This window comes from Micromonospora sp. M42 (genome assembly GCF_000568915.1).
GTDB lineage: Bacteria > Actinomycetota > Actinomycetes > Mycobacteriales > Micromonosporaceae > Micromonospora > Micromonospora chalcea.
This window is the reverse complement of the sequence record NZ_KK037233.1, coordinates 4755890-4782796: the sequence shown is the minus strand read 5'-3', so window position 1 is coordinate 4782796 and position 26907 is coordinate 4755890. Positions and strand designations below refer to the sequence as shown.

The 26907-nt window shown below is 71.8% G+C and carries 25 protein-coding genes and 1 tRNA gene; 7 read left to right on the top strand and 19 right to left on the bottom strand.

The genetic code is table 11. The features are described 5' to 3' along the window. Positions 1-71 precede the first annotated feature (71 nt). Positions 72-728, top strand: a complete 657-nt coding sequence (locus MCBG_RS22020) for a type 1 glutamine amidotransferase domain-containing protein (RefSeq protein WP_223201292.1) — start codon at positions 72-74, stop codon at positions 726-728. 8 nt (positions 729-736) lie between these two features. Here MCBG_RS22020 and MCBG_RS22015 read toward each other — a convergent pair whose 3' ends face one another. The 6 genes from MCBG_RS22015 to MCBG_RS21990 all read right to left on the bottom strand — a co-directional run bounded on the left by MCBG_RS22015 (position 737) and on the right by MCBG_RS21990 (position 4325). Next, entirely contained in the window at positions 737-1348 is a 612-nt protein-coding gene (locus tag MCBG_RS22015) for a histidine phosphatase family protein (protein WP_043330878.1), read from the bottom strand. A gap of 49 nt (positions 1349-1397) precedes the next feature. Then, entirely contained in the window at positions 1398-1817 is a 420-nt protein-coding gene (locus tag MCBG_RS22010; RefSeq protein ID WP_043327953.1) for a VOC family protein, read from the bottom strand. 35 nt (positions 1818-1852) lie between these two features. Continuing rightward, positions 1853-2254 (bottom strand): helix-turn-helix domain-containing protein, encoded by a 402-nt coding sequence (locus MCBG_RS22005; protein ID WP_043327952.1) that lies wholly within the window; start codon positions 2252-2254, stop codon positions 1853-1855. A gap of 115 nt (positions 2255-2369) precedes the next feature. Next, on the bottom strand, positions 2370-3041 hold the full coding sequence (locus MCBG_RS22000; protein ID WP_043327951.1) for an HNH endonuclease family protein: 672 nt from the start codon (positions 3039-3041) through the stop codon (positions 2370-2372). A 282-nt stretch (positions 3042-3323) separates the two neighbouring features. Next, positions 3324-4151 carry a hypothetical protein gene (locus MCBG_RS31250; RefSeq protein WP_051611341.1) on the bottom strand — a complete coding sequence of 276 codons (828 nt, stop codon included), beginning with the start codon at positions 4149-4151 and terminating at the stop codon, positions 3324-3326. A 97-nt stretch (positions 4152-4248) separates the two neighbouring features. After that, positions 4249-4325 (bottom strand) — tRNA-Thr (locus tag MCBG_RS21990). A 364-nt stretch (positions 4326-4689) separates the two neighbouring features. Here MCBG_RS21990 and MCBG_RS21985 point away from each other — a divergent pair. Next, on the top strand, positions 4690-5781 hold the full coding sequence (locus tag MCBG_RS21985; protein ID WP_043327950.1) for an ABC transporter ATP-binding protein: 1092 nt from the start codon (positions 4690-4692) through the stop codon (positions 5779-5781). Positions 5782-5839: 58 nt separating this feature from the next. Here MCBG_RS21985 and rlmB read toward each other — a convergent pair whose 3' ends face one another. Then, positions 5840-6958, bottom strand: coding sequence for a 23S rRNA (guanosine(2251)-2'-O)-methyltransferase RlmB (gene rlmB / locus MCBG_RS21980; RefSeq protein WP_043327949.1), 1119 nt, complete (start codon positions 6956-6958; stop codon positions 5840-5842). Continuing rightward, complete coding sequence (cysS, locus tag MCBG_RS21975) at positions 6958-8373, bottom strand: cysteine--tRNA ligase (RefSeq protein ID WP_043327948.1); 1416 nt, start codon at positions 8371-8373, stop codon at positions 6958-6960. The genes rlmB and cysS overlap by 1 nt, the downstream gene beginning before the upstream one ends. A 63-nt stretch (positions 8374-8436) precedes the next feature. Here cysS and MCBG_RS21970 point away from each other — a divergent pair, with 63 nt between their 5' ends. After that, positions 8437-9084 (top strand): IclR family transcriptional regulator, encoded by a 648-nt coding sequence (locus tag MCBG_RS21970; RefSeq protein ID WP_043327947.1) that lies wholly within the window; start codon positions 8437-8439, stop codon positions 9082-9084. Positions 9085-9298: 214 nt separating this feature from the next. Next, entirely contained in the window at positions 9299-10468 is a 1170-nt protein-coding gene (locus MCBG_RS21965; RefSeq protein ID WP_043327946.1) for a PDDEXK family nuclease, read from the top strand. Positions 10469-10536: 68 nt separating this feature from the next. Here the strand turns inward: MCBG_RS21965 and MCBG_RS21960 are convergent, their stop codons facing one another. From MCBG_RS21960 to MCBG_RS21950, 3 genes are all read right to left on the bottom strand, one after another. Beyond that, positions 10537-12225 carry a S8 family serine peptidase gene (locus tag MCBG_RS21960; protein WP_051611577.1) on the bottom strand — a complete coding sequence of 563 codons (1689 nt, stop codon included), beginning with the start codon at positions 12223-12225 and terminating at the stop codon, positions 10537-10539. Between the two features lie 88 nt (positions 12226-12313). Further along, positions 12314-13012 carry an HAD family hydrolase gene (locus MCBG_RS21955; protein WP_043327944.1) on the bottom strand — a complete coding sequence of 233 codons (699 nt, stop codon included), beginning with the start codon at positions 13010-13012 and terminating at the stop codon, positions 12314-12316. Then, on the bottom strand, positions 13009-13965 hold the full coding sequence (locus MCBG_RS21950) for an EamA family transporter (protein WP_043327943.1): 957 nt from the start codon (positions 13963-13965) through the stop codon (positions 13009-13011). The genes MCBG_RS21955 and MCBG_RS21950 overlap by 4 nt, the downstream gene beginning before the upstream one ends. A gap of 72 nt (positions 13966-14037) precedes the next feature. Here MCBG_RS21950 and MCBG_RS21945 point away from each other — a divergent pair, with 72 nt between their 5' ends. Continuing rightward, on the top strand, positions 14038-14583 hold the full coding sequence (locus tag MCBG_RS21945) for a CGNR zinc finger domain-containing protein (RefSeq protein ID WP_043327942.1): 546 nt from the start codon (positions 14038-14040) through the stop codon (positions 14581-14583). On the opposite strand, the gene MCBG_RS21940 is transcribed toward MCBG_RS21945, so the two are convergent. From MCBG_RS21940 to MCBG_RS21905, 8 genes are all read right to left on the bottom strand, one after another. Next, a complete protein-coding gene (locus MCBG_RS21940; protein WP_043327941.1) occupies positions 14550-15146 on the bottom strand; it encodes a GNAT family N-acetyltransferase in 597 nt (198 codons plus the stop codon). The two genes, MCBG_RS21945 and MCBG_RS21940, sit on opposite strands and share 34 nt — an antisense overlap. Before the next feature lie 55 nt (positions 15147-15201). After that, on the bottom strand, positions 15202-16611 hold the full coding sequence (locus MCBG_RS21935; RefSeq protein WP_176722885.1) for a class II fumarate hydratase: 1410 nt from the start codon (positions 16609-16611) through the stop codon (positions 15202-15204). A 44-nt stretch (positions 16612-16655) separates the two neighbouring features. After that, positions 16656-19634, bottom strand: a complete 2979-nt coding sequence (locus tag MCBG_RS21930) for an AfsR/SARP family transcriptional regulator (RefSeq protein WP_043327939.1) — start codon at positions 19632-19634, stop codon at positions 16656-16658. Positions 19635-19931: 297 nt separating this feature from the next. Then, positions 19932-20465, bottom strand: a complete 534-nt coding sequence (locus MCBG_RS21925; protein ID WP_043330874.1) for a hypothetical protein — start codon at positions 20463-20465, stop codon at positions 19932-19934. 10 nt (positions 20466-20475) lie between these two features. Continuing rightward, positions 20476-20877, bottom strand: coding sequence for a hypothetical protein (locus tag MCBG_RS21920; RefSeq protein ID WP_198033313.1), 402 nt, complete (start codon positions 20875-20877; stop codon positions 20476-20478). 90 nt (positions 20878-20967) lie between these two features. Then, a complete protein-coding gene (locus MCBG_RS21915; RefSeq protein ID WP_030502831.1) occupies positions 20968-22635 on the bottom strand; it encodes a fumarate hydratase in 1668 nt (555 codons plus the stop codon). 76 nt (positions 22636-22711) lie between these two features. Next, complete coding sequence (locus MCBG_RS21910) at positions 22712-24112, bottom strand: outer membrane protein assembly factor BamB family protein (RefSeq protein ID WP_043327938.1); 1401 nt, start codon at positions 24110-24112, stop codon at positions 22712-22714. A gap of 155 nt (positions 24113-24267) precedes the next feature. Then, the gene (locus MCBG_RS21905) at positions 24268-24756 is read right to left on the bottom strand and encodes an Lrp/AsnC family transcriptional regulator (RefSeq protein WP_013288920.1); all 489 of its coding nucleotides are present in this window, start codon (positions 24754-24756) and stop codon (positions 24268-24270) included. A 140-nt stretch (positions 24757-24896) separates the two neighbouring features. Here MCBG_RS21905 and hppD point away from each other — a divergent pair, with 140 nt between their 5' ends. After that, positions 24897-26102: a 4-hydroxyphenylpyruvate dioxygenase gene (gene hppD / locus MCBG_RS21900; protein WP_043327937.1), complete on the top strand. Its 1206-nt coding sequence runs from the start codon at positions 24897-24899 to the stop codon at positions 26100-26102. Positions 26103-26112: 10 nt separating this feature from the next. Then, entirely contained in the window at positions 26113-26817 is a 705-nt protein-coding gene (locus MCBG_RS21895; RefSeq protein ID WP_043327936.1) for an RDD family protein, read from the top strand. Positions 26818-26907 lie beyond the last annotated feature (90 nt).

Below are 26907 nucleotides of genomic sequence, written 5' to 3'. Positions count from 1 at the left end.
ACTTCAAACCCGTTCCGGCTGTGACATCGGCCTATGGCCGGCCGGCCGGCGGCGGGGCCAGCATGGAAGGCATGACTCGCGCACTCATCGCCCTGACCAGTCACTCCGAGCTGGGCCGCACCGGCCGCTCGACCGGCTACTACGTCGGCGAGGCCGCCGAGCCGTGGGAGGTGTTCCGGGCCGCCGGGTACGACGTCGACCTGGTCTCCGTGGCCGGCGGGGAGCCGCCCGTCGACGGGCGGGACGAGAACGACACCACCCAGAACGACTTCCTCGCCACCGCCGGCGTCACCGACACCCCGAAGGCCGCCGACGTCGACCCGGCCGGGTACGACGTGATCCTCTTCGCCGGCGGTCACGGCACCATGTGGGACTTCCCCGACGACCCCGACCTGGCCCGGATCGCCCGCTCGGTCTACGAGCGCGGCGGTGTGGTGGCCGCCGTCTGCCACGGCCCGTCGGCGCTGGTGAACCTCACGCTCACCGACGGCTCCCGGCTCGTCGCCGGCAAGCGGGTCGCCGGCTTCACCAACAGCGAGGAGGCAGCCGTCGGCCTCACCGACGAGGTGCCGTTCCTGCTCGCCGACAAGCTCACCGAGGCGGGCGCGCAGCACGTGCCGGCGCCTGACTTCACCGAGCACGTGGTGGTCGACGAGCGCCTGGTGACCGGCCAGAACCCGCAGTCCGCCCGCGCCGTCGCCGACGCAGTGGTGAAGCTGATCGCCTGAGCGCCGGATCAGAACCGGTAGTCGTCGGGCAGACCGGTGGCGCGCAGCTCGGGTGGCAGGTGGGCGACGTCGTTCAGCGCGACGAGCGTCGGCGGGCCACCCGAGCTGTACCGGATCACCGTGAGCCCGCAGTTCTGGTGGTTGAGCCCGATCCAGCGGTGCGGCGGCGCCTCCAGCGCGTGCAGCACCAGCCAGGCGACCAGGAAGTTGTGGGTGACGACCAACTCGCGTACGTCACCCTCCGCGGGGGCGGCGGCGAACCGCGCCACCGCCTCCGCGGTCACACGCGGCCCGTCGCGCCGCTCCCGCTCGGTGAACCCGGCCAGGAACTCCGCGTACCGCTCGGGCAGGCCGGCCGGGTCGGTGTCGTGCGGCACGTGGTCGCCGGCGCGGTCGTCCTCGCGTACCGGAACACCCGGCAGCGACGCCGCGACCAGCGCGGCGGTCTCCGCGGCCCGGCGGGCCGGCCCATGGTGTACGGCGGCGAAGCGCGTGCCGCGCAGCCGCTCCCCCAGCAGCGTCGCCTGCCGCCGGCCGCGCTCGGACAGGCCGGTGTCGGCCTCCTGGTCCGGGCGGTCCTGCTCGCCGTGGCGGACCAGGTAGAGCAGGCGGCTGGGCATCGGCGCCTCCACGGTCGGGGACCGCGAGACTAGCCCGCCGCCGCGCCGTTCACTGCCCCTGGCGCATCTGACCGATCCGGATCCGGTTGCCGAACGGGTCGCGGATGCCGAAGTCGATCCCGTACGGCCGGTCGGTCGGCTCGTCGGTCACCTCCACACCCTTCGCGACCAGATCCGCGTACGTCTTGTGCGCGTCGTCGGTGGTGAAGAACAGGAAACCGCCCGCGGCGCCCTTGGTCAGCAGCTCCCGGACCTGCTCGGCGGTCTTCGGGTCCAGGGCCGGCGGGCCCGGCTTCTCCAGCAGGATCTCCCGGCCCGGGTCCCCCGGCACGTTCACGGTGAGCCAGCGCATGAAGCCGAGGTCCTGGTCGGTGCTGACCTCCAGGCCCAGCTTCCCGACGTAGAAGTCGAGCGCCTCGTCCTGGTCGAGCACGTAGATCTGCGAGCGGGAAGTCGAAGTCATCGTCATGCCGACGACGCTAGAGCAGCGGCCTGACCTGCTGCTTATCCAAAACTGCTCGGTCTGCTCCAGGACTTGGCGAAGCAGCTCGGCACGTCCGGCGGCGCGGCCCGGCGGCGCCGGAAGGCCGAGGGCGACGCACCGACGATGCCGTGGAACGTCCGGCTGAACGTGCCGAGGCTGTTGAAGCCGACGGCGAGGCAGATGTCGGTGACGTCGCGGTCGGTCTCCAGCAGCAGGGCCATGGCCCGCTCGACCCGGCGGCGTTGCAGGTAGCGGTGCGGGGTCTCGCCGAAGGTGGCCCGGAAGGTACGGATGAAGTGCGCCTCGGACACGTGGGCGATCCGGGCCAGCGCGGCGATGTCCAGCGGCTGCGCGTACGCCCGGTCCATCGCGTCGCGGGCCCGCAGCATCGCCCGATTGGACTCCTCGACCGCTCTGCTCACGCCGTCCCCCCGCTGGCCAGCGTACCGAGACGTCGATCGGCGGCGCGCCCGCCGACACTCCGGTCGGAGAACTGTGTACGCCGCTGTCATCCGGCCCGAGCGACGGCTCCTGCGATCACGAGGCGCAGGTGTTGAGCATGCTCTGCAAGGCGGACTTCTCGGATGATTGGAGCGTCAGGCCCCAGTTGTACTTCACGGTGATCCACATCTTGCTGTAGGTGCAGCGGTACGACGTCAGCGGCGGCTGCCACGTCGAGGGGTCCTGATCGCCCTTGGCCTGGTTGACGTTGTCGGTGACCGCGATCAGTTGCGGGCGGGTCAGATCGTTGGCGAAGCTCTGCCGGCGGCTCGTCGTCCAGGAGTTGGCTCCTGACCGCCACGCCTCCGCCAGGGGCACGACGTGGTCGATGTCGACGTCGGAGGCGGCGTACCAGGTCGCACCGTCGTAGGGGCTGTACCAGCGGCCGGACGTAGCGGCACAGGAGCTGTCGACCACGACGGACGTGCCGTCACGCTTGAGGACCTGCTCGCGGGTGTTGCAGGCGCCGGTGATGGTGATCCAGTGGGGAAACAGGTCCCGCGAGTAGCCGGCCATCGAGCCCTGTGCTGCCACTGTCAGGGCGTTGAGCTGCGACTGCGCCGTTGCCCGGGAGGGGATGCCGGGAGGGGTGGCCGAGGCCGGCTGTCCGTTCACGACTGCGAGAACGGCGGCTGCGAGGGCGGCGGCGGTGATCGTGGCGGCACGGCGCCAGGCACGCGGGGTGAGGGTGACGGGCGTGATCGGCATGACGGCGACCCTTCGTCGAGGAAAGTGACAGCAACCTTCCCTGACGATCATGTCCATCGATCATCGTCCCTGTAAAGTACAGCTGTCCGGTTGTCGAGCATCGAGCCGCCCCGCACCGCCGACGCGCCGACTCCGCCGGCGTCACTCAGGGCAGCGGCGGCGTGACGGTCGCCGTGGCCCTGACCGTGGTGGGCGTGACCGGCATGTTCCTCACGGACCAGGGCAGGTCAGCTGACCTGCGGTGTTGTCGGCATCTTGTCCGGAGTGCGAGGTACAGGTCCGTTAGCTGCCGTCCACCGGGTCGTCGTACGGCGGCGACACCTCGTCGTTCCAGGAACGTTTCACGTAACCGCCGGTGAGATCTTGGAGCTGTAGGTTGACCTCGATCAGGGTGTTGACTTCCTGGAGCACCTCGTCGAGATCGTCGAACGTGACCTGGAACCGGCGGTCGTAGGCGGCCATCTCGGGGATGCCATAGTCCTCGGCGACCTCAGCGGCCTCAGCGACAATCCGTGGCCCCGCGTCGAAGGTCACCTCCAGCTGGGGACCATCGGACCATTGGACGGTGAAACGGTCGCTCTCCTCGGCCACCACCATCGACTTCAGGCGCTGCACGGCGTCGGCAAGGGTGACGGACCCGGTGAAGTAGACCCGGAACCCATCGCGCGGCCAGAGGTGAGACGAAACGGGATCGTCCAACAGCAGATCGACCGCGGCGTCGATCCTGGACTCAGCTTCGGTCAGCGGCACACCCAGTTGCGAAACATGGGCGACCAGGCCCGTCGCGTCCGCTACCACGTGCCCGATCCGGTACATGGTCCGGACGAGCCCTTCAGCATCCACGTCACTGCCACTGGGCCAGAACGGCAGATTGATGGCCGTCTCACCGGACCGGTAGCGCACCGTAATGCCGCTGGGCTGGTGCGTCAGCGTGCGGCTCGGGCCGTCCTCGCCCAGAACCACCTCGCCGACGACGTCCCGTACGCCGGAAACGATGGCGTCCCATGCCTGCGAGTCGGACGGCTCACCCGCACCCTTCCGTTCGCCGTCCGACGCCTTCAGCGAGGGCTGTCCGACGGGCTCGGGTAGCAGGATGAGATCAAGAGTCATGGCCGTCAGGCTAGGGCCTGTGACGGGCGGTCGTGACCCTCGTTGCTGTCATCCGGCCGGATCGCAGCGGCTGCCGCCGCGAAACGCCTGATGGAATTGGAGCCCCCGGCCGGGATCGAACCGGCGACATCTCGCTTACAAGGCGAGTGCTCTGGCCAGCTGAGCTACAGGGGCGCGTGCGTCGGGCTCAGCATAGCGACTGAGCCCCGGAAAACCCGCCTCGCAGGGCTCCCGAGCACGGAAAACGTCGGCATCCCGACCGGTGCGGCCGATGGATCATCGCCCGGGCGCGCTCCCAGCGGGGAGATTGATGCCTCGCAGTGCCCGACTGACCGTTATGCGTATGCCGTCCATCCCACCCGGAGCGACACGTCTTGGCACGATCGCGAAAGCCGTTTACCGTGCAGTGACACGGACGACACTCCGGCGGGCTTCGGCTGCCTGAGCGACGACCCCGTTGGCCGGTGCCTTGGGCGCCGGTCGCTCCTTCACTCGGATCGTCCGGCACGTTCCTGCCGGTGAAAGGAAGCGCTCCATCATGGCTACGGTCACCTACGCGAAGGCGTCCCGGATCTACCCGGGCACCGAGCGCCCCGCCGTCAACCAGCTCGACCTCCAGATCGGTGACGGGGAGTTCCTCGTCCTGGTCGGTCCGTCCGGCTGCGGCAAGTCCACCAGCCTCCGGATGCTCGCCGGCCTGGAGGACGTCGACGACGGCGCGATCTACATCGACGACCGCGACGTCACGCACCTCCCCCCGAAGGCCCGCGACATCGCGATGGTCTTCCAGAACTACGCCCTCTACCCGCACATGACGGTGTACGAGAACATGGCGTTCGCGCTCAAGCTGCGCAAGACCTCGAAGTCGGAGATCGACCGGCGGGTCAAGGAGGCGGCCGGGCTGCTCCAGCTGGAGGAGTTCCTCAGCCGCAAGCCGAAGGCGCTCTCCGGCGGTCAGCGCCAGCGTGTCGCCATGGGCCGCGCGATCGTCCGCGAGCCGCAGGTCTTCCTCATGGACGAGCCGCTGTCGAACCTCGACGCCAAGCTGCGTGTCCAGACCCGTACCCAGATCGCCTCGCTGCAGGCGAAGCTGGGCGTCACCACCGTGTACGTCACCCACGACCAGGTCGAGGCCATGACCATGGGTCACCGGGTGGCGGTCATGCTGGACGGCGTGCTCCAGCAGGTGGACACCCCGCGGGCGCTCTACGACACCCCGGCCAACGTCTTCGTCGCCGGCTTCATGGGCTCCCCGGCCATGAACATCAAGACGGTGAAGCTGACCGAGCAGGGCGGCGCGTTCGCCGAGATGATCGTGCCGCTGACCCGCGAGCAGGTCCAGGCGGCCAGCGCCGAGGGCGGCGACGGCAAGGTCACCGTCGGCTTCCGGCCGGAGGACTGCGACCTGGTCAGCCCGTCCGAGGGCGGCATGCCGGTGGTGGTCGAGCTGGTCGAGGACCTGGGCTCCGACGCCAACGTCTACGGCCACGCCGCGCTGGAGGGCCACAACGAGCGGTTCGTGGTCCGTACCGACCGGCGCAGCATGCCGAACATGGGTGACACCGTGTTCGTCAAGCCGCGTACCGGCCGCAGCCACGTCTTCCACTCCGCCACCGGCCAGCGGATCTGACGTACCCGAGAAAAGGGGCGGCCCGCCACGGCGGACCGCCCCTTTTTCGTACTCTCGATCAAACCTCGACGGACCGGCGGCGCGCGACCTCGGCCAGCGTGACGGCGGCGGCGACGCTCGCGTTGAGCGACTCCACGTCGGAGACCATCGGGATGCTGACGGTCAGGTCGCAGGTCTCGCCGACCAGGCGGGACAGGCCGCGCCCCTCCGAGCCGACCACCACGACGAGCGGGCCGACGGCGGCCTCCAGGTCGTACAGGTCGGTCTGCCCGTCGGCGTCCAGGCCGACCACGACGAAGCCGGCGTCCTTGCACGCCTTGAGCGACCGGGTCAGGTTGGTGACCTGGGCGACGGGCACGCGCGCGGCCGCGCCGGCGCTGGTCCGCCAGGCGGTCGCGGTGATCCCGGCGGCACGCCTTTCGGGTACGAACACACCCTGCGCGCCGAACGCGGCGGCCGACCGGATGACCGCGCCGAGGTTGCGCGGGTCGGTGACGCCGTCCAGCGCGACGAGCAGCGGGGCGGCCTGTTCCAGCGCGGCGGCCACCAGGTCGTCGAACGGCTCGTAGGCGAACGGCGGCACCTGGAGGCCGACGCCCTGGTGCAGCACCCCGCCGGTCATCCGGTCCAGCTCGGCGCGGCTGACCTCCAGGATCGCGATGCCCCGGTCGGCGGCGGTACGGACGATCTCCTTGACCCGGTCGTCGACGTCGATGCCCTGCGCGGTGTAGAGGGCGGTCGCCGGCACCTGGGTGCGCAGCGACTCCAGCACCGGGTTGCGCCCGACCAGCAGCTCGGGGCTGTCCTTCGCCGGGTTGGCCTTGCGGCCCGGCGCGACCCGGGGGCCGCCCCGGCCGGCCGGCTTTCCGCCCCGCCCCTTCGTCGTGGGCGTGCCCCGGCCACCGCCCTTGCCCCAGGTGGTGTCCTTGGTGCCGGGCTGGCCGATCTTGGGGGCGCGGCCCTCCTCGGCGGCGGCGCGGCGCTCCTTCTCCTGCTTCCAGGCGGTGCGCTGGGGCAGCTTCTCGGTGCCCGAGTACGCCTTGTGCCACGGCCGCTCGTCGGCGGGCAGCGTGCGCCCACGCCCGGCGAGGGAGTCCTTGTTCTTGCCGCCGGTGCCCTTGGGGGCGCCCGCCTTCGGTGCCAGTCGCCGGCCTCGGCGCTGTGAGTTGCCGGCCATCAGTCCTGCTCTCCAATAGTCCAACGCGGGCCCTGGGGGGTGTCCTCGACGACCACGCCGGCCTGCTTGAGCTGGTCGCGTACGGCGTCGGCGGCGGCCCAGTCCTTGCGGCCGCGGGCCTGCGCGCGCTGCTCCAGGGCCAGCGCGATCAGGGAGTCCACCACGCCGCGCAGGTCGTCCGTGCGGCCGCCGCCGGTCCAGGCCGGGTCCAGGGGGTCGACGCCGAGGATATCCAGCATCGCCCGGGTGGAGGCGAGCGTCGTGCGGACGGTCACATCGTCACCGGCGGTCAACGCGGTGTTGCCGTCGCGGACCACCTCGTGCAGCGCCGCGAGCGCCGCCGAGGTGTTGAGGTCGTCGTCCATCGCGGCGACGAAAGCGGCCGGCAGGTCGCCGGGCCGGCCGCCGCCGACCCGCTCGGCCGCCCGCTGCACGAAGCCCTCGACCCGCCGGTACGCCACGGCGGCCTCGCGCAGCGCGTCCTCGGAGTAGTCGATGCGGGACCGGTAGTGCGCGGCGACGTAGTAGTAGCGCAGCTCCACCGGGCGCACCCCGAGCGAGGCCACGTAGTCGAGGTCGAGCGTGTTGCCCAGCGACTTGCCCATCTTGGTGCCACCGATGCCGAGCAGGCCGTGGTGCACCCAGTAGCGCGCGAACGGCAGGTCGGCCGCCTGCGACTGGGCGATCTCGTTCTCGTGGTGCGGGAACGTCAGGTCGAGCCCGCCGCCGTGGATGTCGAACTCGGGGCCCAGGTAACGCCAGCACATGGCCGAGCACTCGATGTGCCAGCCGGGCCGGCCACGACCCCACGGCGACGGCCACGAGGCGTCGGCCGGCTCGTCCGGCTTGACGCCCTTCCAAAGCGCGAAGTCTCGCGGGTCCCGCTTGCCCCGGTCGGGGGCGTCACCGGCCGGCTGCATGTCCGCCGGGGACTGGCCGGACAGCGAGCCGTACGCCGGCCAGGAGGCCACATCGAAGTAGACGTCGCCGGAGCCGTCGGTGGCCGGGTAGGCGTGACCGGTCTCGATCAACCGGGCGATCAGCTCGTGCATCTCCGGGACGTGCCCGGTGGCCCGCGGCTCGTACGTCGGCGGGAGCACGTTGAGCGCCCGGTAGGAGGCGGCGAGGATCTGCTCGTTGGTGTACGCGATCGACCAGAACGGCCGGTCCTGCTCCATCGCCTTGGCCAGGACCTTGTCGTCGATGTCGGTCAGGTTGCGGATGAACGTGACCTCGAAGCCCTTGTCGAGCAGCCAGCGGCGCAGCACGTCGTAGTTGACGCCGGAGCGAAGGTGGCCGATGTGTGGCGGGGCCTGGAGCGTGAGACCACACAGGTAGACCCCCACCTTGCCGGCTTCCCGCGGGACGAAGTCCCGCACCGATCGGGTGGCGGTGTCATACAGGCGTAGCGTCACCTCACAAGGGTAGCCGTCCGCACATTTCGAGGTTGGCCGGAGCCGGGTCGTACGCTGCGTGCTGTGGACACGGCGGCGCGCACGGGAGAGACCGCACAGACCCTGGACCGGGGTCTGCGCCTGCTGCACCTCGTCGCGGACGCGCCGGGCGGGCTCACCGTCACCGAGGCGGCGCACCGGCTGGGCATCGGCCGCGCCGCTGTCTACCGGCTGGTCGGCGCGCTGACCGGCCACGGCATGCTCCGGCGCGACGGCGAGGGCCGGCTGCGCATCGGCGTGGGCGTGCTGCACCTGGCCCGCCGCGCCCAGCCGCTGCTCGCCGAGGGCGCGCTACCGGCGTTGCGCCGCCTCGCCGAGGGCACCGGGGCGACGGCCCACCTGACCGTGGTCGAGGGCGGCGAGGGGGTGGCGCTCGCGGTGGTCGAGCCGAGCTGGACGTCCTTCCACGTGGCGTACCGGACCGGCACCCGGCACCCCCTGGAGCGGGGCGCCGCCGGCCGGGCCGTGCTGGCCGGGCGGGCCGGCGATCCGGGGCCGGTGAGCACCAGCGGCGAGCTTCAATCAGGCGCGTACGGGGTGGCGGCGCCGGTGCTGGGTGTGCCCGGCCTGGAGGGCAGCGTCGGGGTGGTGTCGCTGACCCCGCTCGACGTGGCGGACATCGGCGCCCAGGTGACGGCCGCCGCCGAGGCGGTCGCCACCGCGCTCTCCTGACCCGCGCGCGCCCTTTACGCCAGCTCGGCGAGGTGGCTGCATCAAGCGGCCCGGACACCACCACCTCCCCGAGGTGGAGTGGATCATGAGCAGGTCGAAGGCCATAGCACGCGGACAGGCCGCGCGGGGGTTGTCCACAGGGCGCGGAGGGCGGCACGGTTGCGGCTGTCCACAGGGGTACCGATCTCGACCCGTGCGCCGCCACGCTCGTCACATGCCACCTCATCCTCATCGCCCACCGGAGCTGGCCTGGCAGGTCTTCCGGGGCTCGGAAGCGATCCGGCACGGGCTGCTGTCCCGGCACCATCTGCGCGGCGCGTCCTGGGTCCGGCTCCGGCAGGACGTCTACGCCGACGCGCGGCTCGACCGCGACCACGCGCTGGCCTGCCGCGCGGCACTGCTGCGCCTGCCACCCGGCGCGGCGATCGCCGGCCCTTCGGCGGCCTACCTGCACGGGGTCGAGCACGCCGCGGGCTTCACCGACGACGTGCACGTCCTGCTGCCGGCCACGGTCCGGGCCGACTCCCAGCCGGGTGTCCGGGTGCACCACGCCCCGATGTCGAGCACCCGCAGCGGCCTCCTGGTCCCCGTCGGCGCCGCCACACCCGCGCGCACGAGCCCACCCGACGGCACGAGCCCATCCGCAGGCACACGCCCTGCCACCGGCACCAGGTCGCTCGTAGCAGCACCGCCTGCGGCGGACCGCCTCCCGGGCACACCGGGCCGGACCAGATCGCCGGATCCGGCCCACCCCCACAACCACCCCGGACCGCCCGGCCCGGCCGACCCGCAGAACTCAGCCGCATCGAGCCCGTTCACAGAGTCGTCCCCCGGCGCGGCGTTGACCCTGGCCGGGCCGCCGCCACGCACCGAGCCGGCCGCCTGTGCCTGGGAGACAGCGGTCTGGGCCGATCCGGTGAAGGCGGTCGGCATCATCGACGGGCTGCTGCGTACCGGTTCGGTGAACCGGTCGGCGCTGGCGAGCGAGGCGGCCCGGAACGCCTGCCGCCCCGGTGGGCGGCGGGCGGCGTGGGTGTTCGGCCTGACCGACGGGCTGGCCCAGTCCCCGCCCGAGTCCCACCTGCGGGTCCGTCTCGCCCTCGCCGGCCTGCCCCGCGCGGTGGCCCAGTATCCGGTGCGGGTGTCGACCGGCCTGATCCTGCACCCCGACCTGGCCTGGCCGGAGTTCCGGGTCGCGGTCGAGTACGACGGTCAGTGGCACTCCGACGCGGACCGGATGCACCTCGACCGGCGGCGGCTCAACCAGCTCGTCGCGGCCGGCTGGCTGGTGCTGCACGTGACCGGCCGCCGCCTGCGCAAGGAGTTCCCCGACCTGGTGCGGGAGATCCGCGCCGCACTGGTGGCCCGGGGGTGGCGCCCGTGACACCCGCCGGAACGCCGAGGTGGCGGCGTCCGGGTGATCCGGACACCGCCACCTCGGGGAAACGGTCGTTACGGTCGTACGTTCGGCTTGACCGGGGTCTTCACCGCGGCGTAGGCGTCGACGATGCCGTAGCCGTAGAAGCCGTTGAAGTTCAGCGAGCCCGCGCAGTACGCGTCGAACTCGGCGCTCCGGCCCTCGTTGGTGTAGCTCTGCAGCCGCGGCTCCGGGCAGGCGTGCTCGGCCGCCGTCCGGTAGAGGTGCTGCTCGACCAGGTTCGGCGCCATGCCGTAGCCGTTGCGGCCCTCCTTCTTGCCGTGCTTGCTGACGATCAGCGCCGCCACGCCCGAGACGTGCGGGGACGCCATCGAGGTGCCCTGGAGGTAGGTGTAGTAGCCACACTCACCCTTCGCGGTGCACTGCTTGAACACCGAGTTCTCGAAGCCGGCGACGACGTTGCCGTTCTCGTCGACCGACCCCTCCTCCTGGAGCACCTTCTTCGGGTACGTGGAGAGGATCATGTTGGCGTCGGTGCGGTACGTGTCGGTGCCGAAGCCGTCCCGGAACCAGCCACCCGGCGCCGCCACCGAGATCTGCTCGGTGCCGTAGTTCGAGTAGTCGGACTTCTTGCCGGACGGCCCGACCGCCGACACGCCGATCACGTGCGGGCCCTCGACCGGCAGGTCCCAGCAGGTCGCGTTGTCGATCGGGCGCGGGTACGGGTCGGCGCCGTAGTCCGGGCTGCTCACGTCGGTGCGCGGCGCGCCCAGGTCCTCGTGGTTGTTGCCGAGCGAGCCGACGAGCGTGACGCCCTTGCGGTGCGCGAAGTTGAGCGCCCGCTTCATGGCCTCGATGACGGTGCGCTGCTCGGCCTGCGCCTCCGGCGAGTCGGCCGGGTTGGCGGTGCAGTTGTAGAGCCACGGGTCGACGTAGAAGGACATGTTGACCACGTCCAGGCCGGAGCGGCCCGCGTGCACCAGGGCGTTGACCACCGGGTTGAGGAAGAAGTAGCCGCTGTCCTGGCCACCCTTCAGCTCGACCAGGGAGACGTTCGGGGCCACGCCGGACAGGCCGAAGCCGTTGGCGGCGGCGCCGATGGTGCCGGCCACGTGGGTGCCGTGCCCGCCGTCGTCGGTGCCGACCGGGTCGAGGCAGCTGGCCACCTCGCACGGGCCGTCGACCTCGGGGATGTCCGGGGCGAAGTTGCGCGACAGTGCCCAGTTGAAGTTCGGTGCCAGGTCGGGCTGGCTGGCGTCGACGCCGGTGTCCAGGATGCCGACGGTCACCCGGCGGTCACCCGGCTCGATCTTGCGGGCCTTGTCGGCCCGGATCATGTCCAGACCCCAGAGCTTGTCGTCGAGCGGGTCCATCTTCTTGCCGTTGTTCTTGGCGGCCTTGCCCTTGGTCGCCGCGGCGGCCAGCAGGTGCTCCTGCTCGACCCGGTCCAGCTTCGGCTTGCGGCCGATCGCCTTCTCCTCGGCCGCGCCGACCAGGGCGCCGGCGGCGGTGGCCCGGCTGGCGAAGTCCGCCCGGTCGCTCGTGACCTGGAAGAGGCCGACATCGTCGGTACGGGCGACGACAGTGCCGCCGGCGGCGGTGATCGCGGCGATCGCGGCGTCGGTGGACACACCGCTCTCGGCCAGCACGGTGAAGGTCCGGGTGTCCGACGGCGCGGCGTTCGCCGGGATCCCCAGGCCGGTCACCGTGAGTGCCAGCGAGGCCGCAGCCGCGACCGCGCCGACGGTGAAGCGCTTGCTCACCACATCAGATCCTCTCGTTGAGGGACGTGGTGTCATCCCACATCACGGGAGCGGGTTCCGCCAGATCGACGTCCGTTATCGGCCGCAACTAGGCATTCGCGCTTGTCAAGGTGTTGAGCACCGTGGACAGTCCGGCGAGCGTAGACACTTCGGCGTCCGGTTCGAGGCCCCGAGGCCGGGGCAGCCCGCCCCGGTTGAGCCAGACGGCACGCAGTCCGGCCCGCTGGGCGGCGACCACGTCGTGCTCCGGCGAGTCGCCCACGTGCACGATCCGCGCGGCGGGCAGCCCGCAGGCCGCCACCACGGCCGCGAAGAACTCCCCGGCCGGCTTCTTCGGCAGGCCGCCCTCGTGGGCGTACAACTCGAAGGCGAACTGCCCGGCGAGGCCGCAGCGTTCGGCGCGGCTGTTGCCGTTCGTGGCGAAGCCCAGCACGTGGTGCGGGCGCAGTGCCGCCAACGCGGGCAGCGCGTCGGGGAAGGGCCGGCTCAGCGCGTACCGGCGGGCGAAGAACAACTCCGCCAACTCGTCCAGCTCCGTCTCCAGCCCGGCCCGGGCCAGCGAGCGGGCCAGCGCGGCCCGCCGGATCTCCTGCACCGGGGCGGCGCTGAGCGCGCCGAAGACCGCACCCCAGTCCTCCTCCAGGTCCGCGAGCGACACCGCGGCCGCCGCCGGGGTCCGCCGCCGCATCTCCTCCAGTACGGCGACGAGCGCGCCGGTGACCGCCGGACGCAGGTCGACGAGTGTCTCGTCGGCGTCGAAGACGACAGCGCTGCGCGGCCCGCTCACCGGTCGCCTGCCAGCACCGGCTCGGCGGACGTGGACGCCGAAGGTGTGCCGCGCAGTTCGTCCGCCCGGACCAGGGCGACGCCGCCGAGGATGAGCACCCCGCCGGCCAGCTGGATCAGGCTGGGCAGTTCGTCGAGCACCAGCCACGCGATCAGCACCGCGAACATCACCTCGGTCAGCCCCACGAAGGAGGACAGCCGGGCCCCGAGCAGCCGGGTGCCGGCGACCCCGGCCAGGTACGCGACCACGGCGGCGATCAGCGACAGCCCGGCGATCGGCACCAGCCAGCTCACCTGGTGCCCGGCGAAGGTGACGTCGGCGGTGCCGGCGGCGAGCGGCAGCGCGCCGATGCCGCCGAGCAGGAGCAGCGCCACCGCGCCGACAGCCATGCCGCCGCTGGCCATCACCACCGACGGCAGTTCGGCGTCGATCCGGCCGGCGATGACGAAGTATCCGGCCAGCCCGACGCCCGCGCCGAGACCCCACAGCACGCCCACCGGTTCCAGGCGGCCGGCTCCGGTGAGGTCGAGGACGAGCGCCAGCCCGCACAGGGCGGTAACCGAGCCGGCCACCGTCAGCGCTCGCGGGCGCTGCCCGTGGACCAGCCACATCCATCCGACCACCAGCACGATGCCGAGGTATTCCAGCAGCAGCGCCACACCGACCGGGAGGTAGCGGACCGCGTTGAAGAAGCACGCCTGCGCGGTGGCGACGCCGAGCAGCCCGAACAGCAGCACCGTGACGCCGTTGCGCCGCAGCACCGACCACTTGCCGCGCAGGGCCAGCAGGGCGGGCACGGCGAGCACCAGCGCGGCGATGCCGACCCGGGCGATCACCACCGCGACCGCCGACCACTCGCCGGTGATCAGCGGGCGGGCGAACGTGCCCGAGGTCGCGAACGTGATCGCGGAGAGCAGTGCCAGACCGAGCCCGACGCCGGATCGTTCACGCATCGACAGCTCCAGGTCATGAGTGAAGGACGGTTATGCTGATGACGCTAGGCGGAGCCCCTGACAGGAGTCAAGTTGCTTTTCGCTCATGACACCGAATGCGCGCTGGTCGGTGCCGCCGCACTGGTGAACACCGCCGACGGCGACCGGGAAGGGCTGCCCGACGTGGCCGCCCTGGACGCCTTCTTCACCACCCACGGGTGGAGCGGCCGGCACGAGCACACCGAAACCGAACTGCGCCAGGTCCGCGCGCTGCGGCCCCGGCTGCGCCGCATCTGGTACGCCGACACCGACGAGGTGGTGGCGATCGTCAACCAGCTGCTGCGCGAGTCGCACGCGCTGCCGCAACTCGTCCGGCACGACGACGAGCCGTACCACCTGCACGCCGTGCCGCGGGACGCGCCGCTGGCGACCCGGATGGCGGTCGAGGCCGCGATGGCGATGGCCGACCTGGTACGCATGGGCGAGCTGAGCCGGCTGCGGCACTGCGACCACCCCGACTGCGACAACGTGCTTGTCGACCTGTCCCGGAACCGCTCCCGCCGGTTCTGCGACGCCGGCTGCGGCAACCGGGCCGCGGTGAGCGCCTACCGGGCCCGCAGGGCGGCGTCCCAGTCCTGACGGGTCGCGGGCCAGTCCTCCCGGGACAGCTCGTACTCCACCTCGCCGTGCTCCGTACCCGGGATCGGGTCGTCGAACGCGAGGTGGAACGTGCGGACGTAGCGCAACCCGGCGCGGGCCATGACCGCCCGGGAGCGGTCGTTCACCGCCATCGTCTGCGCCCACACGCGGCGGACGCCGACCGTGTCGAACGCGTGCCGCACCAGCGCCCGCGCGCCCTCGGTGGCCAGCCCGTGCCCCCACGCCGCGCGGCGCAGCCGGTAGCCCAGCTCCGCCTCGGCGCCGTCGTCGGACGGGTCGAGCGAGTGCCAGCCGAGGAACTCGCCGGTGAACCGGTCGAGCGTCGCCCAGCGGCCGAGCCCGGGGTGCCGGGTGTACTGCGCGAGCACCCGGGGCAGCACGTCGTCCCGGAATGTCGTGGCCGGAGTCGGCACGCCGCCGGTCAGGAAGCGCATGACCTCCGGGTCGGCGTCCAGCGCCACCAACCGGTCCACGTCGTCCATCGTGAACCGGCGCAGCGTCAGCCGCGCGGTCTCCAGCAGCACCCCGCCGTCGTCACGCACCGTCGGATCATGCCGCGCCCACGGTGACGGGTCGAGGCAATTACCGGCGCCGGCCTCAGGGGTGGGTCATCCGGAGCAGATCCAGCGCCTCGTCCAGCTGGGTCTCGGTGAGCTTGCCCGAGTCGACGTGACCCCGGGAGATCACCACCTCGCGGATGGACACCTGCTTGGCCAGCGCCTCCTTCGCGATCGAGGCGGCCTCGTCGTACCCGAGGTGGCGGTTGAGCGGGGTGACGATCGACGGCGAGCCCTCCGCGTACGCCAGGCAGACCTCGGCGTCCGCGACCAGGCCGGCCACCAGCCGCTCGGCGAACAGCCGGCTGGACGCGGCGATCAGCTTGATCGACTCCAGCAGGTTGCGGCCCATCACCGGGAGCATCACGTTCAGCTCGAAGTCGCCCTGCGACCCGGCGAACGCCACCGCCGCGTCGTTGCCGACCACCTGGGCGCAGACCTGCCGCATCGCCTCGGCCACCACCGGGTTCACCTTGCCGGGCATGATCGACGAGCCGGGCTGGAGGTCGGGGATGCGCAGCTCACGCAGGCCGGCGCGCGGGCCGGAACCCATCCAGCGCACGTCGTTGGCGATCTTGTAGAGACCGACCGCGACGGTACGGAGCTGGCCCGAGGTCTCCACCAGCGCGTCCCGGGCGCCCTGCGCCTCGAAGTGGTTGCGCGCCTCGGTCAACGGCAGCCCGGTCGACTCCCGCAGCTTGCCGATCACCCGCTCGGCGAACCCCAGCGGCGTGTTGATGCCGGTGCCCACGGCGGTGCCGCCCAGCGGCAGCTCGGCCAGCCGGGGCAACGCCGACTCCAGCCGCTCGACGCCGTAGCGGACCTGCGCCGCGTAGCCGCCGAACTCCTGCCCGAGCGTGACCGGCGTGGCGTCCATGAGGTGGGTACGCCCGGCCTTGACCACCGTCTCGAACTCGGCCGCCTTCTCCTCCAGCGCGCCCGCGAGCTGCTTCAACGACGGGATCAGGTCCTCCACCACGAACTGCGTGGCGGCCAGGTGGATCGAGGTGGGGAACACGTCGTTGCTGGACTGCGACGCGTTGACGTGGTCGTTCGGGTGCACGTCGCGGCCCAGCTCGCGGCTCGCGAGGGTGGCGATGACCTCGTTGGTGTTCATGTTGGACGACGTACCGGAGCCGGTCTGGAACACGTCCACCGGGAACTGGTCGTCGTAGCCGCCCTCGGCGACGTGCGCGGCGGCGGTGGCGATCGCCTGCGCCACGTCCGCGTCGATCACCCCCAGCTCACCGTTCACCAGTGCCGCCGCCCCCTTGATCTGCGCCAGGGCCTTGATCTGGGCCGGTTCCAGCCCGCGCCCCGAGATCGGGAAGTTCTGCACCGCGCGCTGGGTCTGCGCCCGCCACAGTGCCTCGGCGGGCACCTCCACCTCGCCCATCGAGTCGCGTTCGATCCGGTAGCCGGTCGCCTCTGGAGTCGTCACGCCTACCATCCTGCCGCGCCGCCGGTCGGAGTGCAGGGAAAGTGGCGGCCCCCTCAGCCAAGCTCGACCAGCAGCTTCTCGGTGTCCCGCTGGTCCGGCGTCTCGACCTGACGGAACAGCGCCAGCGCACGCCCGGCGTACCGGCGGGCCTGGTCGGGGTCGTCGTGGCGCAGGCATCGCGCGAGGCCGTCCAGGGCGCGGGCCTGCTCGTAGCGCAGGCCCAGCCGCTCGGCGTCGGCTAGCACCCGGCGGTGCAGGTCCAGCGCGCTGGCCACGTCACCCTGGTCGAAGATCGCCCGGGCCAGCAGGTTCCGGGAGGCGCACTGCCCGACCAGATCCCCGGCGTCGATCATGGCCACGAGGGCGTCCCGGTGCAGCGAGGCGGCCAGCTCCGGCCGGCCCTCCTCGCGCTCCATCATGCCCAGCTCGTTGAGCAGCTCGCCCTCGCCGTACCGGTTGCCCACCCGGCGCTTGAGCCTCAGGCCGACGCGCAGGAGCCGGCGCGCGGGCCCGTGCTCGCCGCGCCGGTGCCGCGCCATGCTGAGGTGCCCGATCGAGTTGCCGAGCTGCCGCAGGTCGCCGGCCTGCCGTGCGACAGCCATCTGGTTGCGGCACATCCGCACAGCCTCGTCGTACCGGCCGTGCGAGATCAGGGTGAACGAGAGGTTGTTCAGCAGGTTGGACAACCACGACGACTCGCCCGACCGGCGGGCGATCGCCGCGGACTCGGTCAGGAGTTCGATACCCCGCTGGTGCTGCCCGTCGACCGCGTACGCGGTGCCGAGGTTGCCCAGCACCTTGCGCAGCTCGCCCGGCCGGTCGAGCCTGCGGTAGATACCGACCACCGCCTCCAGCCGCCGGATGGCCTCGGCGAACCGCGCCCGGCGGTAGTCCGCCGAGGCGAGATAGTTGAGCATCGTCGCAACGGCCTCCTCGTCGCCCAGGCGCTCGGCGGCCCGCAGACCGATCTGATGCGTCTCGATCAGGTCGTCCAGGCGACCGCCGTAGAAGTTGCTGACCCAGGCGACCCGGGCGAACTGCCAGCTCTGCCGGAGAAAACCCTCGTTCTCCGCCAGCCGGACGAGCGCCGTCAGGGTCGAGCGGTTCTCCTCCAACCATGCTCGGCCGAGGCCGACAGTGGCTGCCACCAGGTCGGGCCGCGCCGGCTCCGGCAGGTCGAACAGGGACGGCTCGGCGCCCGTCTCCAGCGACCGCCCGATGGACGCGGTGACCTGAAGATGGAAGTCGATGAGACGGCCCACCGCCGCCCGCCGCTCGTCGGCGGTCTCGCGTCCGGCGCCGAGCGTGCGCGCGTACTCGCGGATCAGGTCGTGCAGCTGGTAGCGGCCCGGTTCCACCTCCTCGACGAGGTGCGCGTCGACAAGTTCGTCGAGCGCGTCCTGCGCCTGCGGCAGCAGCAGGTCGGCGAGCGCGGCCGGCACCCGGTTGTCGACACACTGACCCGGGTGCAGGCCCAGCAGGCGGAAGACCCGCTGCGCGAGCGGCGACACCTGCTCGTACGACAACGCGAAGGCGCCGGCCACCGACCGCTCTCCCGCGACCAGCTCGGCCAGCGGGTCGGACGCGCCGGCCAGCCGCTCCGCCAGGTCGGCCACCCGCCACCGCGGCCGGTGCGCGAGCCGGGCCCCGGCCAGCCGCAGGGCCAGCGGAAGGTGTCCGCAGCGGCGGGCCACCTCCATCGCCGCCTCGGGCTCGGCGGCCACCCTCTCCGCGCCGGCCACGCGGGCCAGCAGCTCGACCGCCTCGTCGGCGTCGAGTACCGGCAGCGAGGACGGGCGGCCCGAGTCCAGGCCGATCAGGCGACGACGGCTGGTGATCAGTATCAGGCAGTCCGGACCGTTGGGCAGCAGCGGTGCGACCTGGCCGGCGTCGGCCGCGTTGTCGAGCACCACCACGGCCCGACGCCCGGCCAGCTCGGAACGCCACATCGCCAGCCGGTCCGTCGGGTCGGCCGGCACCCGTTCAGCCGGCACGCCGAGCTGCCGGAGCAGGGTGGCGGCGGCCACTGTCGTACTGAGCGGGCTGCGGTCGCTGTGCCCGTGCAGGTCGATGAAGAGCTGCGCGTCGGGGAACCGGCCGGCCACAGCGGTCGCCACCTGCACGGCCAGCGTGGTCTTGCCGCTGCCCGCCATGCCGTCGACGAGCTGGACCCGGCTACCCTCCTCGACCTCCCGCACCAGCCGGGCCACTGTCTGCTGCCGCCCGGTGAAGTCGCTGATCGCGCGCGGCAGCGCCCGCACCGGCGCGGCAACCCGGCTCTCCGGGCCGCTCAGCGCCAGGTCGCCGGCGAGTATCCGCTGGTGCAGCTCCTGCAACGCGGCACCCGGCTCGATGCCCAGCTCCTCGGCGTAGATCCGCCGCCCTTCCCGGTAGACAGCCAGCGCGTCCGCGTGGCGGCCGACCGCCGACAGGGCCAGCATCAACTGCCCCCGCAACCGTTCCCGCAGCGGCTCGCGCTCGACCGCCTCGGTGAGCTCGTCGACCAGCTCGGGCGCCCGGCGCAGCCGCAACTCGATGTCGACGCAGTCCTCCAGCGCGGCGAGCCGCTGTTCGTCGAGCGCCTGCGCCCGCCGCCGCACGCTACGGGCGGGGATGCCGGCCAGCACCGGCCCACGCCACAACGCCAGCGCGTCCCGGTAGTTCTGACGCGCCTCGATCAGCCGGCCCGCTTCGGCGTTCCGGCGGGCCGCCTCCACACCGTTGGCGAACACCTCTGCGTCGAGGTCGCCCGGCTCGATCCGGATGCCGTATCCGGCCGGGTCGGTGACGATGGTCACGGTGGGCAGGCCGAGCGCCGCGAACCGCTGCCGCAGTCGAGACACGCAGATCTGGAGCTGGGTCCGCGCGGTCGCCGGGGGACGGTCCTCCCACACGGCGTCGATCAGGTCCTCGGTCGGCACCACCAGGCCCGGACGCAGCAGAAACATGGCGAGGACGATTCGATCTCGACCCGCGGTGACGGTGGCTTCACCGCCGCCGACCCGCAGGGGCCCCAAGATTCCGAACCGCACCGCGCTCCCCCGACCGCCGTATCAACCCTGCAGCAGCGTAGCCCGGCGGTCACCGAGCGCCGCGCCGAGGCGATAGCGATCCGATAGCGGCGGCGCACAGACTCGGTGCGGGTTGCCGATGACGGCATCCGACGGGGGCGGTGCGCCTGTCCGGTGGTCCGACCGGGCAGGCGCACCGATGTCGGAAGATGGATCAGGGCCGTACGAAGCAGGTAGTATGGCTGTTGTCAGGAGCAGTAGCTCCTGAAAGTGGACCCGGCAGCCTTCCGGACGGTGGGTGAGCCGGGTCTCGCGCATTCAGTGCGCGACCGACCGGATCTCCTCCACCATCGGCAGCACCGCGGCCTTCCACTCGCCACCTCTCGCCCAGGACCAGGCAACCGCGTCCGGAAGCGAGAGCAGGCGCTCCTCGTGCGCCCGCATGTGGTCGTACCGGAGGCGTCCGGTCGCACCGGCCAGCCGCATCTCGTGGTTGAGGGTGCGCGTGTCGGCGACGTGCCGGGAATCGTCGAGTTCCAGGACCAGCCGCTCGGCATCGAGCTTGACCGCGTCCAGGACCAGCGCTCGGAGGCACGCCTCCCGCGCGGCCCGTTGGTCTCGATGCGCCGTGGCGTCGTAGAGCACCACCGCCGCGCCGAGTCGGCGGAAGGTCCCGAGGATCTCCCGTCTCCGATCGTTGCGTTCCTTGCAGAAGTGGATGCTGCGTTGCCCGCGCAGCGTAAGAGCGGCGACGGCCTGACGGGCGGCGGCCAGCCGGGGCACGTCGACGATGGCCGCCGCGAGGATCAGGCCGTGCTCCTTGGTCTCGTCCACGAATATGTGTGGTCCCACGCCGCCCACCTCAGCGGTGCCGCAGCGTCTGCAGCGGGGCGGCCGTTCCGGAGATGAGGAAGAAGCTCCAGCCGTTGCGGTGCGGGCTCACGTCCGGGTTGTAGTGCTTGACGATCTCTCGGGCCGCTTGACTCGGGGTCTTGTAGACCTTCCCGGCGAGGGGCCCGGAAGTGATCTCGATGCGCCCCGGCCCGGGCACGAACGAGGCGTGGGTGCGGTGCCCCGCGTAGTCGGCGTAAATCCTGACGGTCGACGGTTCACCACTCGGGTCCGGCGCCTCCGGTCGGCTTTCCGCCCGTGCCCGTACTTCGTTGACCAGGCGCGCGACAACCTGCCCCTTCGTCAGACCGGCAATACCGGCAGCGAAGGCGAGATAGGAGTCGGTGTCCTCGTCTATTTCGATGGATGGCATGGTGTCCCCTCGTCGTCTGAGGAAAGCCTACAGGACGAGGAGACTCCACAAACACAAATTTCCCAGGAGTTTCTGAGGAACTCAGTTTTCTTAACGGCGGCCGACGGTGAGCACCGGCTTGGTGACCTCGGCGAAGAAGTCGTTGCCCTTGTCGTCGACGACGATGAAGGCGGGGAAGTCCTCCACCTCGATCTTCCAGACCGCCTCCATGCCCAGCTCGGCGTATTCGAGCACCTCGACGTGCTTGATGCAGTCCTGGGCGAGGCGGGCGGCCGGGCCACCGATCGAGCCGAGGTAGAACCCGCCGTGGGCCTGGCAGGAGCGGGTGACCTGGGCGGACCGGTTGCCCTTGGCGAGCATCACCATCGAGCCGCCGGCCGCCTGGAACTTCTCCACGTACGCGTCCATCCGGCCGGCCGTGGTGGGACCGAACGAGCCGGAGGCGTAGCCCTCGGGGGTCTTCGCCGGGCCGGCGTAGTAGACCGCGTGGTCGCGCAGGTACTGCGGCATCGGCTCGCCCGCGTCCAGCCGCTCGGCGATCTTCGCGTGTGCGATGTCCCGCGCGACGACCAGCGGCCCGGTGAGCGACAGCCGGGTCTTCACCGGGTACTTCGACAGCTCGGCCCGGATCTCGTCCATCGGCCGGTTCAGGTCGACGCGGACGACCTCCTCGGTCTCCAGCGTCTCGTCGGTCACGTCGGGCAGGTAGCGCGCCGGGTCGGTCTCCAGGCGCTCCAGCCAGACGCCGGACGGGGTGATCTTCGCCACCGCCTGCCGGTCCGCGGAGCAGGACACCGCGATCGCCACCGGGCAGGAGGCGCCGTGCCGGGGCAGCCGGACCACCCGTACGTCGTGGCAGAAGTAGCGGCCACCGAACTGCGCGCCGATGCCGAAGTTGCGGGTCAGCTCCAGCACCTCGGCCTCCAGCTCCAGGTCGCGGAAGCCGTGCGCGCTCATCGAGCCCTCGGTAGGCAGCGCGTCGAGGTACTTCGCGGAGGCGTACTTGGCGGTCTTCAGCGCGTACTCGGCCGAGGTGCCGCCGATGACGATGGCCAGGTGGTACGGCGGGCAGGCCGCGGTGCCGATGAGCCGGAGCTTCTCCTCCAGGAACTGCATCATCCGCGTCGGGTTCAGCAGGGCCTTGGTCTCCTGGTAGAGGTAGGACTTGTTGGCCGAGCCGCCGCCCTTGGCCATGAAGAGGAACTTGTACGCGTCGGCGTGGCCGTCCGGGTCCTCGGCGTACAGCTCCACCTGGGCGGGCAGGTTGCTGCCGGTGTTCCGCTCGTCCCACATGGTCAGCGGGGCGAGCTGCGAGTAGCGCAGGTTCAGCCGGGTGTACGCCTGGTAGACGCCGCGCGAGATCGCCTCCGCGTCGGTGCCGTCGGTGAGCACGTGCCGCCCGCGCTTGCCCATCACGATCGCGGTGCCGGTGTCCTGACACATCGGCAGCACACCGCCGGCCGCGATGTTGGCGTTGCGCAGCAGGTCGAGCGCGACGAACCGGTCGTTCGGCGAGGCCGCCGGGTCGTCGATGATCGAGCGGAGCTGGGCCAGGTGGGCCGGGCGCAGGAAGTGGGCGATGTCGTGCATCGCCTCGGCCGTCAGCGCGGTGAGCGCGCCCGGATCGACGGTCAGGAACCGGCGGCCACCCGGGCCGTTGACGACGTCCACGCCCTCATCGGTGACCAGGCGGTATTCCGTCAGGTCGGGGCCGGTCGGCAGCAGGGGTGCGTACGAGAAGGCGGCGGCACTGCTCATGACCGAAAAGCCTAGGGCAGAGCCGTCGATCGGTGACACCCGCAGGTGGGGTCGTGACCCGACCTCTCACCCGCTGTCACTTGCCGTCGACGCAGAGTTCCCGCTTCGGGCCGCAACTGCCCTGGTCGCCGGGCGGCTGCCAGCTGCCCCCGGGGTTCGGCGCCACCGGCGCGTCGCCCTGCCCCGGCCCGGGCGCGCCGGTCGTGCCGGCGCCCCAGCGGACGTACCCGATCTCCCGGCCCTCACCGATGATCATGCCGTTGGGGCCGACCGCCAGCGCGTTCGCCGCGGTCCGCAGCTCGACCAGGACGCGGCCCTCGCGCGGTTCGACCGCGATCAGCCGAGACGGCTTCTCCTCGCTGATCAGCGCCGCGTACGGGGTGAGCGCGGCGCCGCTCTTACCGCCCGCCGGCCGGGTCCACCGGGTCCGGTCCGCCGACAGCTCCCGCCCCAGCAGCGACTCCTTGTCGGCGCTGCGCACCACGGCGTAGCGGTCGTCCACGGCGAGCAGCTTCTCACCGTCCGCGCCCACCTGGAGCAGGCGGCCGTCGTACCCGTCGAGCACCGCCTCGCGCCCGTCCGGGGCGACACCGATCAGGACGTTGCGCGCGCCCTGCGGGTCCTCCCGCTGTACGCAGCCGGCGTAGTCGGCCGTACGCAGGTTGATCCCGGTCCGCCGCCACACCTGCTGACCCGTCGCCGGGTCGACTGCCGTGACGGTGTAGTAGCAGCTCCCGTCGCGGGAGGTGGCCGCGATCCGGAGCAGCCGGCCGCCGACCACCGCCAGCCGCTCCTCCCGGCCCGGCTCGACGTTCTGCAGCACCCGGCCGGTCGCGGTGTCCACCACGTGCACCCGGCCGTCGACCGGGAAGCCGAGCAGCGGCGGTACCGCCTCCGGCCCGGCCACCCCGCCGTCGATCCGGGTGGCGCCCAGCCGCCGCGTACCGAGCAGCTCCGGGTTGTCGGCGAGCACGCCGCTGTGCACGCCGGGCAGGAACGCGCTCCACAGCGGAGCGGTGCCGCGCGGCTCCCAGGCCCGCAACGTGCAGTCCGTGGCCCGCACGCAGTAGGCGTCCAGCAGCAGGTTCCGGTACGTCCAGACGGCGATCGCCCGATCGTCGCGACGCCGGGTCACGCCGCTGACCGGGTCGAGCACCTCGTACCCCTTGTCCAGCAGCTTGCCCACGGCGACGACCGGGTCCCGGTCGCCGCCCGCGACCGCCGACCAGTCGGCCTTGCGCTCCCAGAGCTGGCGGCCGTCGGCGAGGCTGCGCGCCTCGACGCGGGTGCGCTGCTCCACGATCACCGTGTCGCCGGCGATGGTGACGCTGCGCGGGGTGCCGCCGACGCGCTGCTGCCAGACCACGTCCGGCTCGGAGATCGGCTTGCTGCGGTCGACCCAGTCCCACAGCGCCGGGAACGGGTTCCAGACGCCTGTCGCGGCGAGTACGACCACGGTGACGAGCCCGAGCAGCAACCAGCCGCGTACCCCTAGGCCCTTCACACCGCACACGGTAGCGACGATCACCGGTCCCCCGGGTCGCGCGCGGGGCGTGTCGCAGCGCTTCTTGCCCGGGCAGGTGTTAATAAGGGGCCCTTCCACCTCCGCAGGCGTTAACAGGGGGCCCTTCCTTACCCCCGGGCGGCGGAGCGGACCAGCGGCAGCGTGCGGTACGGGATCTGCTCGGCCAGCGCGATGATGGTGGACGCGCGCCGGATGCCCTCGGAGGCGACGATCTGGTCGATGACCCGCTGGAGGTCGGTGTTCGACCGGGCGACGATGCGGCAGAGCAGGTCGCTGGAGCCGGTGATGGTGTGCGCCTCCAGCACCTCGGGGATGGCGGCCAGGTGCGCGGTGACCTGGTCGTGGCCGTGCCGCTGGCTGATCTCCAGCGTGACGAAGCTGGTCACCCCGAAGCCGATCGCGGCGGGCGTGATGTCCGGCCCGAACCCGGTCACCACGCCGCGGCCGACCAGCTTGTCCAGCCGGGCCTGGACCGTGCCGCGGGCCACGCCGAGCCGCCGGGAGCACTCCAGCACCCCGATCCGCGGTTCCTCCGCCAGCAGTTCGATCAAGCGCGCGTCCAGCTCGTCCAGCTGTACATCCTGACCAGTGTTCATGGTGTCCGACGGTACCGAATGCACAACCTGACCAGGAATAACGCCAACTGTTGCCCAACTCACCGTGCGCCGTAGATCCTCCCCGGAAGAGCACATCCACGGCGGCCCACGAGGCCGGCCGGTACGCGAGGGAGGCCACCATGACCCAGGCGATCGACCGACCCCAGTCGACCGAGGAGGTCGACGTCGACGCTCTCGTCGGCGCCGTCGACCACGACATCAGCCGCGACCCGTTCCCGGTCAAGGGCATGGACCACGTCCACTTCCTGGTCGGCAACGCCAAGCAGGCCGCGCACTACTACTCGACCGCGTTCGGCATGACCTGCGTGGCGTACCGGGGGCCGGAGCAGGGCTACCGCGACCACGCGCAGTACGTCCTGACCAGCGGTTCGGCCCGCTTCGTGCTGACCGGCGCGGTCCGCCCGGACGCCGACGGCGCCGAGCACGTGGCGAAGCACAGCGACGGCGTCTCCGACATCGCGCTGGAGGTGCCGGACGTGGACGCCGCGTACGCGCACGCCGTCGCGCAGGGCGCCACCGGCCTGGTCGAGCCGCACGACGTCAGCGACGAGCACGGCACCGTGCGGATGGCGTCCATCGCCGCGTACGGCGACACCCGGCACAGCCTGATCGACAGGTCCCGTTACACCGGCCCGTTCCTGCCCGGCTTCGTGGCCCGCGGCCCGATCGTGGACCGGCAGCCGATGATCGACGCCGGCCTCCAGCCGAAGCGGTTCTTCCAGGCCGTCGACCACGTGGTCGGCAACGTGGAGCTGGGCCGGATGGACGAGTGGGTCGAGTTCTACAAGCGCGTCATGGGCTTCTCGAACATGGCCGAGTTCATCGGCGACGACATCGCCACCGACTACTCGGCGCTGATGAGCAAGGTCGTCGCCAACGGCACCCGCAAGGTGAAGTTCCCGCTCAACGAGCCGGCCGTGGCCCGAAAGAAGTCGCAGATCGACGAGTACCTGGAGTTCTACCAGGGCCCCGGCGCCCAGCACATCGCGGTGGCCACCAACGACATCCTGGCCAGCGTGGACGCCATGCGCGCGGCGGGCGTCGAGTTCCTGGACACCCCGGACTCGTACTACGAGGACCCGGAGCTGCGCGCCCGCATCGGCAACGTCCGGGTGCCGATCGAGGAGCTGCAGTCCCGCAAGATCCTGGTCGACCGGGACGAGGACGGCTACCTGCTCCAGATCTTCACCAAGCCGGTGCAGGACCGTCCCACCGTCTTCTTCGAGCTGATCGAGCGGCACGGCTCCCTCGGCTTCGGCAAGGGCAACTTCAAGGCCCTGTTCGAGGCGATCGAGCGGGAGCAGGAGAAGCGCGGCAACCTGTAACACTGTCGGCGTGACCCAGCCTCCCCCGAACCCGACGCCGCCGCCTGCCGGGCCTGCACCCGCGGGCGGCGGCTTCGCGCCGCCCACCGGGCCCGCGGTGCCCGCGCAGCACGTTCCTCCGGGGTACGCCGGCCCGCCCGGCTACCCGCCGCCCGGTTACCCCCCACCGGGGTACGCCCCGAGGCCCGTCCCGCCCCCGGTAGCGCCGAACGGGCAGCCGCTGGCGAGCTTCGGTGACCGGCTGCTCGCCTACCTGATCGACACCGCCGTCGCGATGGCGGTGACGATGGTGCTGTTCCTGCCGGTCTTCGCCCTCGTCTTCGTCCGGATGATCGACGAGATCGAGCAGGCGGGCCCGAACGGTCCCGAGCCGGCCGAACTCTGGACCGGCGTGTTCCTGCCGCTGCTCGCCGCCGAGCTCGGGGTCCTGCTGCTGATGCTCGTCTTCTACTGGGTCTACCACGTCGAGTACGCCCGCCGGACCGGCCAGACGCTGGGCAAGAAGGTGATGAAGCTGCGGATCGTGCCGGTGCAGCCGGACGCCGCGCTGAGCCGGGGCATGCTCGGCAAGCGCTGGGCCGTCGAGTTCGCCGGCGGGATGTTCGTGCCGTTCCTCAACTACCTCGACGGTTTCTGGCAACTGTGGGACAAGCCCTGGCAGCAGTGCCTCCACGACAAGTTCGCCGGAACGGTCGTCGTTAAGGTTGGCCCGTGAGCGCGAGGAGTGAGCCGGGCCTGCGAGCCCCGCAGTCGCGAACTGAGGGGAGCACTGTGAGCGCGAGGAGTGAGCCGGGCCTGCGAGCCC

Bases quoted from the DNA above. Each gene is read 5' to 3' on its own strand.
- MCBG_RS22020 (WP_223201292.1), top strand. From the start codon at position 72: ATGACTCGCGCACTCATCGCCCTGACCAGTCACTCCGAGCTGGGCCGC.
- MCBG_RS22015 (WP_043330878.1), bottom strand. From the start codon at position 1,348: ATGCCCAGCCGCCTGCTCTACCTGGTCCGCCACGGCGAGCAGGACCGC.
- MCBG_RS22010 (WP_043327953.1), bottom strand. From the start codon at position 1,817: ATGACGATGACTTCGACTTCCCGCTCGCAGATCTACGTGCTCGACCAG.
- MCBG_RS22000 (WP_043327951.1), bottom strand. From the start codon at position 3,041: ATGCCGATCACGCCCGTCACCCTCACCCCGCGTGCCTGGCGCCGTGCC.
- MCBG_RS31250 (WP_051611341.1), bottom strand. From the start codon at position 4,151: ATGACTCTTGATCTCATCCTGCTACCCGAGCCCGTCGGACAGCCCTCG.
- MCBG_RS21985 (WP_043327950.1), top strand. From the start codon at position 4,690: ATGGCTACGGTCACCTACGCGAAGGCGTCCCGGATCTACCCGGGCACC.
- rlmB (WP_043327949.1), bottom strand. From the start codon at position 6,958: ATGGCCGGCAACTCACAGCGCCGAGGCCGGCGACTGGCACCGAAGGCG.
- MCBG_RS21965 (WP_043327946.1), top strand. From the start codon at position 9,299: ATGCCACCTCATCCTCATCGCCCACCGGAGCTGGCCTGGCAGGTCTTC.
- MCBG_RS21950 (WP_043327943.1), bottom strand. From the start codon at position 13,965: ATGCGTGAACGATCCGGCGTCGGGCTCGGTCTGGCACTGCTCTCCGCG.
- MCBG_RS21935 (WP_176722885.1), bottom strand. From the start codon at position 16,611: ATGGTAGGCGTGACGACTCCAGAGGCGACCGGCTACCGGATCGAACGC.
- MCBG_RS21920 (WP_198033313.1), bottom strand. From the start codon at position 20,877: ATGCCATCCATCGAAATAGACGAGGACACCGACTCCTATCTCGCCTTC.
- MCBG_RS21915 (WP_030502831.1), bottom strand. From the start codon at position 22,635: ATGAGCAGTGCCGCCGCCTTCTCGTACGCACCCCTGCTGCCGACCGGC.
- MCBG_RS21905 (WP_013288920.1), bottom strand. From the start codon at position 24,756: ATGAACACTGGTCAGGATGTACAGCTGGACGAGCTGGACGCGCGCTTG.
- hppD (WP_043327937.1), top strand. From the start codon at position 24,897: ATGACCCAGGCGATCGACCGACCCCAGTCGACCGAGGAGGTCGACGTC.